The organism is Cetobacterium sp. (assembly GCF_048470075.1).
In the GTDB taxonomy this organism is placed as follows: Bacteria; Fusobacteriota; Fusobacteriia; order Fusobacteriales; family Fusobacteriaceae; genus Cetobacterium_A.
In genome coordinates this window covers 1-9,507 of sequence record NZ_DBGBQB010000195.1, presented here as the reverse complement: position 1 = coordinate 9,507, position 9,507 = coordinate 1, and the positions used below count along the sequence as shown (strand labels likewise).

At 31.4% G+C, this 9,507-nt stretch carries 8 protein-coding genes; 4 read left to right on the top strand and 4 right to left on the bottom strand.

Annotation, left to right across the window (positions count from 1 at the left end; translation table 11 throughout):
- Positions 1–2,776, top strand: a 2,776-nt coding sequence (locus ACMOUI_RS07105; protein ID WP_418965034.1) for an EAL domain-containing protein, incomplete at its 5' end; no start/stop codon positions are given.
- Positions 2,777–2,825: 49 nt separating this feature from the next.
- Here ACMOUI_RS07105 and ACMOUI_RS07100 read toward each other — a convergent pair.
- Entirely contained in the window at positions 2,826–3,170 is a 345-nt protein-coding gene (locus ACMOUI_RS07100) for a hypothetical protein (RefSeq protein ID WP_418965033.1), read from the bottom strand.
- Positions 3,171–3,355: 185 nt separating this feature from the next.
- Here ACMOUI_RS07100 and ACMOUI_RS07095 point away from each other — a divergent pair, with 185 nt between their 5' ends.
- The 3 genes from ACMOUI_RS07095 (at position 3,356) to ACMOUI_RS07085 (ending at position 6,873) form a co-directional block, all read left to right on the top strand.
- Entirely contained in the window at positions 3,356–4,279 is a 924-nt protein-coding gene (locus tag ACMOUI_RS07095; RefSeq protein WP_418965032.1) for a CBS domain-containing protein, read from the top strand.
- 17 nt (positions 4,280–4,296) lie between these two features.
- Positions 4,297–5,574 carry an ArsB/NhaD family transporter gene (locus ACMOUI_RS07090; RefSeq protein WP_418965031.1) on the top strand — a complete coding sequence of 426 codons (1,278 nt, stop codon included), beginning with the start codon at positions 4,297–4,299 and terminating at the stop codon, positions 5,572–5,574.
- Between the two features lie 99 nt (positions 5,575–5,673).
- Entirely contained in the window at positions 5,674–6,873 is a 1,200-nt protein-coding gene (locus ACMOUI_RS07085) for an NRAMP family divalent metal transporter (protein WP_418965030.1), read from the top strand.
- 15 nt (positions 6,874–6,888) lie between these two features.
- Here ACMOUI_RS07085 and pdxT read toward each other — a convergent pair whose 3' ends face one another.
- The 3 genes from pdxT to ACMOUI_RS07070 form a co-directional block, all read right to left on the bottom strand.
- Complete coding sequence (pdxT, locus tag ACMOUI_RS07080; RefSeq protein ID WP_418965029.1) at positions 6,889–7,461, bottom strand: pyridoxal 5'-phosphate synthase glutaminase subunit PdxT; 573 nt, start codon at positions 7,459–7,461, stop codon at positions 6,889–6,891.
- A 1-nt stretch (position 7,462) separates the two neighbouring features.
- Positions 7,463–8,338 carry a pyridoxal 5'-phosphate synthase lyase subunit PdxS gene (pdxS, locus tag ACMOUI_RS07075; RefSeq protein WP_418965028.1) on the bottom strand — a complete coding sequence of 292 codons (876 nt, stop codon included), beginning with the start codon at positions 8,336–8,338 and terminating at the stop codon, positions 7,463–7,465.
- A gap of 98 nt (positions 8,339–8,436) precedes the next feature.
- The coding region (locus tag ACMOUI_RS07070; protein ID WP_418965027.1) for a hypothetical protein at positions 8,437–9,507 on the bottom strand (1,071 nt) is incomplete at its 5' end.

Genomic DNA, 9,507 nt, shown 5'->3' with positions numbered 1-9,507 from the left:
TTTTATATTATGTTTTCTTTTAACTCAACTACTATTTGCTACAATTTATATACCTAAAAATACAAAAGAGGAAAAAATTTTAGAGAGTTATAGAGAGAGAGAATTAATTTTAGGTTTAAAAATATCGGAATTTGATAATATAATAATAGATTCACAGTCACTAAATGGTATTATAGAGGATCTATTGAAAAACTATTTGGGACTTAATATCAAAGTTATAAAGGGAAATTGGAATGAGATACTATCTATGTATAATAAAAAAGAGATAGATATTATAGGATCAATAACCCAGAGTGAAGAGAGAAAAGAAAATAGTATATTTAGCTTGCCTCTATATGATGATTCAATATATTTAGCATCAACTGACAATACAAAATTTGATCCAAAAGATTTAAAAAGTTTAGAAGGAAAAGATATATTTATTACGAAAGACTCTATCTATAAGGGGTACTTAAAAAAGTTTTTAAGAGGTAATGATATAAAAGTTAATCTGATAGAAGTAGAGGATAGTCTTTCTAAAAAGGATGAGATATTTTTAACTACTAAATACAATATATATGCTTGGGAAAATGTCATTAAAATAGGTTATTTACCTGACGCAACCATAGGGCTAAAGAAAAACTTAGGAGACTTAGCTGATATCATAAATAACGCCCTTTTAGAAAAGTATCAAGGAAAGATTGTACAGCACCTTCAAAAACAAGCTAATATAATATATAAAAATAACTTTTTAAACTCATTGTCACAGGAGGAGAGGGCATATTTGACAACCCTTTCCCAAGTGACAATCGCTTTAGAACCAAATTACACATTGAGTTACTATTCAAAAAATTTAAAAAGATATATAGGAGTTATCCCATTTTTTATTGAGAAACTTTCCAAAAGAACAGGTATAAATTTTAAAATAATAAATGATAAGAATAACAATTGGAATAATATATATACAGATTTTTTAAAAAAGAAGATTAGAATAGTTCCCCTTCCTGAAAATAATGAGTGGAGTGATGAGATTGTTTTTACACAACCAATATATAGTCCAACACTCTATAAAGTTTCTAGTTTTTTCTCACACAATACAAAAATTGGAGTTGTAAAGGGATCTATAGAGGAGAGTTTTGCTCAAGAGTACTATTTAAAAGATGATATTCTATTTTTTAAAAGTTATGATGAGTTAGAAATAGCTCTAAATAACTATAAAATAAATGCAGCATTTTTATTTGATATCAATAAAATGGATACAAGTAAATTTAGAGTTGATGAGTTTATGAAGATTCCAATCTCTTTTGGTTTACATAAGAGTGATGAGATGTTAAAAGAGATAATAGATAAGGGTATTAAATATGGTGTTGATTTAAAAAGAATAAAAGAGGAAGCAGATATAATAAAAAAGCAGGAAGCTTTTAATGAATATCAAAAGTTCCAATTCACCAATAAAATTCTATATTTTTTATTAGCTATATCTGTAGCATTGGGACTGAGTTCTATATATAGGATGTTAGTGAGCCATAAGATAACTAAGGAACTAAAAAAAGATTTAACTACAGGGCTCTCTAATAGAGGTGAATTTTTAAACTTTATGGAGAGTGAAAGGGATATAAAAGGTTATGCAATAGCGATAGATATAGATAACTTTAAAGAGATTAATGACAAGTATGGAGAGAGTACTGGAGACTATATTTTAAGAGTAGTTGGACAGTATTTAAAAAATATATTTATAGATCAAAATATATATAGAGTTTCAGGAGATGAGTTTAATATCTTTAGTAAAGAGGAGTTTCTACTTGAAAGGTTGGAACAGTTAAAAAAGGAGTTACACTCTTTAAAATTAAGTTATCAGGTTGATTTAAGTATAGGATTTTATAAAAATAGTGACAAAAGTTTAGAGACCGCTTTTAAATATGCCAGTATGGCCATGGAGGAAGCGAAAAAAAATAGTGACTTTAGCTATATAGGTGCAACTCCAGATTTGATTAAAAGAAAGGAGAGAGAGTACTCAATAAAATCTCTTTTAAGAAATAGAGAGTTGGATGGATTATATGGGGTATATCAACCTAAATTTAATATAAAAAATAAAAAAATTATAGGGGGAGAGAGCCTTGCAAGATGGAGTGATAAAAAGTTAGGAACTGTATATCCATCTGAGTTTATACCAATAGCTGAAGAGATCAACTTAATATATCTAATTGACTATAAGATAGCTAAAGAGAGTATAAAATTTGTAAAAAAATTAAAAAATATGGGTTTAATAGATAGTAGTTTTAGAATCTCATTTAATCTGTCTATGAAGTCTTTGGAAAGAGATGATATAGTGGATTATATAAGGGGATTACTAGATAAAAATGGAGTATCTGGAAAAAGTATTGAGATAGAGATAACAGAATCAATATTTTCAACAAATTTGAAAAAAACATTGATAAAGATAAAAGAGCTAAAAAACATGAATATAGCTTTGGCTATGGACGACTTTACAGCTGGACACTCAACAGTGAGTTTATTACCACTGCTACCTTTAGATATAGTTAAATTTGATAAAGGGGTTTTAGATGCAGTGGGAACCAAAGATGACTTAGTTGCATCAAATATATATATGGCTTTAATAGGGCTTGTAAAAGATTTAAATCTTAAAATTGTATCAGAGGGAATAGAAACAGAGGCTCAACTAAATTTTTTAGAGAGTGTGGATGTGGAAGTAGGACAGGGATATATTTTTAGCAAACCTATAGAAGACCTAGAGTTTATAAAAAAACTAGCAGAAAAAAATACAGGTCCTCAATAGGAACCTGTATTTTTTATATATTGGGGAATTTATTGAAAAAGTTAAATCTTTATTGTGCTGGTTTTGTTTCTGGAGTAGTTGTAGCTGGAACAGTCTCTTGAACTTGCTCTTCAACAGTTTCTTCAACAGCTTGAACAGGGGCTTTACCTGCAGCCTCCTCAGCAGCTTTAACCTCTGCTGGAGTAGCTGGAGTAACTTCCTCTACAACAGTTTCTTCAATAGCTTCAACTGGTTGACTTGCGTTATCAGTAGCCTGAGTGCTAGAAGTTTCAGCAGGTTGTGCAAGATCAGTAGTTTGAACCGGTGGATTTGGATCATTAGGAACAGCGTCTTGTTTTTCTCCACAAGCTACCATTGCTAAAGATAAAGCTAACATAGCTAATAATTTTTTCATAATAAATCTCTCCTTTTAAAATAAAGTTATTTTTACAATCTATTATACTAAGAAAAAAAACTGTTCCTTCAAAAAAACAAAAAAAAAATTGACCTGCGGTTCAAAAAGTATTTACTTTTTGAAAAAATGTGCTATACTAAAAATGAACAAAAGATAAATAAGTGTAAAAAAACGGAGGTGTTCCCATGAAGCTGTCTAGCTATCTATCGGAAAAAGTAATTATTCCAAACATTAAGGGAAATAATATCAACGAATTGGTGGAAAATCTTTTAGATCAACTTGTTGAAAATAACAAAACATTGAAAAATGAAAAAACGCTTATGAAAAAGGCTGTTTTAAAAAGAGAGGAGGAAGCATCCACATATTTAGGTTATGGAATTGCTATTCCCCACGCAAGATTAGAGCATTACGATGATATTTTGGTAGCGATTGGATTTCCAGAAAAGCCTGTGATGGTAAAAACTCTTGATAACAAAGAGGAGGAACTAAAAATTGTTATTTTAGTTGTTGCTGATGTTTTAAAGGGTAAAAAAATATTGAAAATTATGTCAGGTATATCCAAGTTAGCTATAAAAAACAGAGTTGTCTTAGATAGAATAATAGAGGAGAGAGACCCTGTTGAAACTATAAAAATATTGGAAGCTGCCAATATTGAAGTGGATCATAACATTACAGCTGAAGACTTAATGACTAATGTACCAAAACCGGTGAAAGAAACTAATACACTAGAGGACATTGCAAAAATAATAATAATGGAAAAGGTAACAGGAATTCCTGTGGTAGATAAGAATAATAACTTTTTGGGAGAGATAACTGAAAGAGAGCTTATAGCTTTTGGAATGCCTAAATATACGACTATTTTAAATGACTTAAACTTCATGACTGTTGGAGAGCCATTTGAAAACTATCTAATCAATGAGAAAACAACAACTATCGAAGAACTTTACAGAAGAGAGGGTGTTGTAACAGTGGATAGAGAGGCTTCATTAATGGAGGTATCATATCTATTTATGAACCGTGGTGTTACTAGAATATATGTTGTTGAAAGTGGAAAGTATCTTGGAATTATTTTAAGATCAGATATTATAAGAAAAATATTACATATATAAGAAGGAAGTGAAGGTTTATGTTAAGCTTAATATTAGGGCTTGGTATTTTTATAGCAGTGTTCTATTGTATAATAACGGAGAAAGTACCTGGAGCATGGGCAACAATGCTAGGTGGATTAGCTATGTCTATGGTAGGTATATTCAATGAGGAACAAGCATTGCATGCTATAGCAAGTAGATTAGAGATTTTATTTTTATTAATTGGTATGATGATAATAGTTCATCTTATATCTGAAACAGGTGTGTTCCAGTGGTTTGCCATAACACTAGCAAAGTTTGTTAGAGGAGAGCCATTTTTACTTATAGTTTTCTTAGCTATAGTAACAGCAGTGTGTTCAGCATTTTTAGATAATGTAACAACAATTTTACTGATGGCACCAATATCAATATTACTAGCGGGGGAGTTAAAATTAAATCCATTCCCATTTGTAATAACTGAGATAATGGCAGCAAATATAGGTGGTACAGCAACATTGATTGGTGACCCAACACAACTGATCATAGGGCATGAGAGTGGATTAGGATTCAATGAGTTCCTATTTAATACTTCACCAGTTGCAATACTTTCAATGATTATACTATTGGCAAACGTTTACTTTATCTATGGGAAGGATTTTCATGTTTCAACAGAGTTAAAAGCTAGAATTATGGAGATGAACCCAAGTAGAAGTTTAAAGGATAAAAAACTTTTAAGAGAAGCGGGAACAATATTTGCACTAGTTATTCTTGGATTTGTATTAAATAACTTTATAAATAAAGGTCTTGCAATAATAGCTTTAAGTGGAGCATTTTTACTTGTAACATTAGCAAAGAAAAAACCAGCAGATATATTTAAGCACGTAGAGTGGGATACTCTATTCTTCTTTATTGGATTATTTATGATGGTACTTGGAATTGAAAAAATTCATGTAATAGACATAGTAAGTGATAAAATGATCGCATTAACTAAAGGAAACTTTGAATTTGCAACAATGTCTGTTATGACTTTATCAGCACTATTTACATCAGTAATAGGAAACGTTGCCAATGCAGCAACAGTTTCAAAAATTATAGATGTTATGGCTCCTACATTTAAAGGAGTTCATACAGATGCACTTTGGTGGGCACTATCTTTTGGTTCATGTTTAGGTGGAAACATCTCTATTCTTGGTTCTGCAACAAACGTGGTAGCAGTTGGAGTAGCAGGAAAATCAGGATGTAAAATAGATTTTGTGAAGTTTTTAAAGTTTGGAGCATTAATAGCTATACAAACTTTAGTAGTGGCAGGAATCTATTTAAAATTAAGATATATGTAAAAGAATAAAATAATTAAAATCCCCTCTAGTAAATGAGGTAACAAAGGTATATAATAACTGAGCAAGTTATTTTGTTACAATTTACGGAGGGATTTTTTTATGAAAAAAAATATGAGTTCAAAGAGTGGTGGGGCTGTTTTAGGTGCCGCTTTTTTAATGGCGATGTCCGCAGTAGGACCAGGCTTTTTAACTCAAGCATCAATTTTTACAGAGCAGTTTAAGGAAAATTTTGCATTTTCAATTTTGGTATCAATAGTTATAACTGTAATAGTTCAATTGAATATCTCTAGAATTATTGGAGTTTCAGGATTAAGGGGACAGGATTTAGCCAATAGAATTATACCGGGATTGGGGTATTTAATAGCTCTTTTAATAGTATTAGGTGGATTTGCTTTTAATATAGGAAATGTAGGTGGAGCAGCCCTAGGTTTAAATGTACTATTTGGACTTGATCTTACATACTCCGCACTGTTAGCTGGTGGAGTGGGAGCCCTAATTTTTATATCTAAAGATGCAGGAAGAATTATTGATAAGTTCACTAAAATTTTGGGTATAGTGATGATTTTAGTTATATCATATGTTGCCTTAGAGAGTGACCCCCCTGTATTGAATGCAGCTTATAGTGCTATATTTCCAGAATCTTATGGGGATTTAAGTTTCTCATTATTGACTTTACTTGGAGGAACTATTGGGGGATATATAATTTTTGCAGGAGGACATAAGCTATTAGATGCAGATATAAAAGGAAAAGAAAATTTAAATAATATAGATAAAAGTTTACTAATAGGAGTGAGCATAGCCTCGATTATAAGGATAGTTTTATTTTTAGCTGTCTTAGGAGTAGTATCAGCAGGAGCTACATTAAATCCAGAGAATCCGCCAGCTTCAGCTTTTATGCAAGGGGCAGGAGTTGTAGGATACAAAATATTTGGTGTGGTAATACTGGCTTCATCTCTAGGAACTATAGTGGGTGCAGCTTATACCTCAATCTCATTTTTAAAGACACTTTTTCCCTTTGTTTTTCAACATGAAAAGGGATTTATAATAGGATTCATACTACTTTCAACACTAGTTATGGCAAGTGTTGGAAAACCAGTTTCACTACTGATATTAGCAGGAGCTTTAAACGGTTTAATTTTACCAATAACTCTAGGGATTACACTACTTGCTTCTAGAAAAAAGGAGATAGTAGGGGATTATAAACACTCAGTTATCCTTACACTTTTTGGAATAGCTATAGTTGTTATTATGGGATATGAAGGAGTGATATCCCTTGGAAATATAGTGTCCATATTGTAATAAAAAAGGGGCTAGTTATCTAGCTCCTTTTATTATATCTAAAAAATATTTATGCACTTTTAAATCTGATGTAAGCTCAGGATGAAAGGAGGTAACCAGCATGTTTTTTTCTCTAGCTGCAACTATGTTAGAATCTACTCTTGCTAGAATCTCTACATTGGGACCAACACTCTCAATATATGGAGCTCTAATAAAAACCATATTCACTTTGGAATCAATACCTTTAAAATTTTCCTCAGTTGAGAAACTATCATTTTGTCTTCCATAGGCATTTCTTTTTACGGTGATATCCATAGTAGCCAGGTGTTTTCTATGGTCATTGCTAAGATGTTTTGCTAAAAGAATCATTCCAGCACAAGTTCCATAAGTGGGAAGCCCATTAGCAATAAGGGTTTCAATGGGAATGAGTAACCCTAAATCAATTAATAGTTTCCCAATAGCTGTACTTTCTCCACCAGGAAGAATAAGCCCCTCAAGATCTTTTAAGTCATCAATATTTTTTATAAGAATGGGTTCAACCCCTAATTTTTTTAAAGAGTTAACATGCTCAATAAAAGCTCCTTGAAGAGCTAGAACACCAACTTTCATACTACCACCCTCTGTCAGACATCTTATTTTTCTCATCTAGAGAATAGACATTTATACCAACCATAGGTTCTCCTAAGTCTTGGGATATCTCTGCCAATATTTTAGGATTATTAAAGTTTGTAACAGCTTTAACAATGGCAGCAGCTCTTTTAGAAGGGTCTCCAGATTTAAAAATACCAGAACCTACAAATACACCGTCACATCCAAGTTGCATCATCATTGCTGCATCAGCAGGAGTTGCAATTCCTCCAGCGGCAAAGTTAACAACAGGGAGTTTTCCATTTTCATGTATATATTTTACTAGATCATAGGATGCACCAATCTCCTTGGATATATTGAAAAGTTCATCAGATGAAGCACCTTGGATTTTTCTAATCTCCTCATTCATGGCTCTCATATGTTTAACTGCTTCTATAACATCTCCAGTACCAGGTTCACCCTTAGTTCTAATCATACTAGCGCCCTCTGATATACGTCTTAAAGCTTCACCTAAATTTTTAGCTCCACAGACAAAAGGAGTTTTAAAGTTTGTTTTATCAATATGATATCTGTTATCAGCAGGGGAAAGAACCTCACTTTCATCAATATAATCTATATCTAAAGCCTCTAAAATCTGAGCTTCAACAAAGTGCCCAATTCTAACCTTTGCCATAACAGGTATAGATACAGCATTTTGAATCTCTTTAATCATTTTAGGATCAGAAGCTCTAGCAACACCGCCGTTAGCTCTAATATCAGCTGGGACTCTTTCCAATGCCATAACGGCACATGCTCCAGCTTTTTCCGCAATAATTGCTTCTTCAGGATTGGTAACATCCATAATAACTCCACCTTTTAGCATTTGAGCCAAATTTTTATTTAGTTCATATCTTAACATAATAAACCCCCCTTTTAAAGTGTTGTGATTATATTGAGATTATATATTTTTATTAAAAGAAAAAGCAATGCGATTTTGCCAAGTGTATTGATACACTTTTAACTTTGAGTTTGGAATATTTTAAAACTTCCACGATTTTCAATATATGTACCAAATACAATGTAGTTTTCATCTCTATAGAAAAGTGTATCTCCCTCTTTAAACTCCTTTATAATTTTTAAAAATTTAAAGTTTAAAGAGTAGTAAAAATTATAGCTAATCATTATGTTGTAGATAGTCTTAGTAAAAGCTGGAACATCCTTATAAAGAGATATTTTCTCTTTAATAAGAGTGTGGTTATTAAGTTGTAAAATCTCCTCTATATTCTCCCCTCTTCGTTTTAAATAGTTTATCAGTTCCTGATCAGAGAGTAGCAAATTGTTTTCCTTTAAAAATAGAATAGCTCTTTTGCACTGTATAAATCCAATCTCATTGATACAGGAGTTAATGCTTTCCCAAACTTTTTTATAGTCTTCAATATGATTTTTAATAAGTTGAATCAGATAGTTTGTTTCAGCACTTTTCTCAATAAGAGAGTTGTTCTTTAGAATAAACTCCAGTGCTGTAACCTTATTATTTTTAGATTCCCCCTTTTTTATCTTATTATAGATAAGTGTATAGTTTGAATAGGTATTAATATTTTCTACTAAAGGTTTTATCAGAGCTTTTTCAAAATCAAAAAAACGATCATAGGCATCCTCTTTAACATTAAAAATCTCTTTTAGCTCCTCAATGGTCAAGGTTAGATTTATGTTTTCAGAATTATTTTTTAAAACTAAGTTAAAAAAGTTGTGTGAGGATTTTTTTCTGAAGTAGAAGAAAGTTTTTAGTGATAAAAAGCTTTCAATACTATTGTTTTTAAAGGCATTGGTAACCATGGGTGGAATGGAGACATAGAAGATATCTTCAACTTGCTTAAAAAAGTTGATATATGGGAAGATGGTAAAACACTCTTTACTATCTTGATCCGTATATGAATAGGAGATATACTTACTCATTAGTCCCTGTAATCCAGACAGAATATCTAAAGAGGATAATCTCTTAAAATCATTGGTAGTAAGGGTAACACTTCCATCTAACTCCTTCTCCAACTTATCTAATATGTTTAAAAAAATAGTATTTTCTAATCT

Coding starts and splice junctions, on each gene's coding strand:
- ACMOUI_RS07100 (WP_418965033.1), bottom strand. CDS start 3,170: ATGAAAAAATTATTAGCTATGTTAGCTTTATCTTTAGCAATGGTAGCT.
- pdxS (WP_418965028.1), bottom strand. CDS start 8,338: ATGTTAAGATATGAACTAAATAAAAATTTGGCTCAAATGCTAAAAGGT.
- ACMOUI_RS07085 (WP_418965030.1), top strand. CDS start 5,674: ATGAAAAAAAATATGAGTTCAAAGAGTGGTGGGGCTGTTTTAGGTGCC.
- ACMOUI_RS07095 (WP_418965032.1), top strand. CDS start 3,356: ATGAAGCTGTCTAGCTATCTATCGGAAAAAGTAATTATTCCAAACATT.
- pdxT (WP_418965029.1), bottom strand. CDS start 7,461: ATGAAAGTTGGTGTTCTAGCTCTTCAAGGAGCTTTTATTGAGCATGTT.
- ACMOUI_RS07090 (WP_418965031.1), top strand. CDS start 4,297: ATGTTAAGCTTAATATTAGGGCTTGGTATTTTTATAGCAGTGTTCTAT.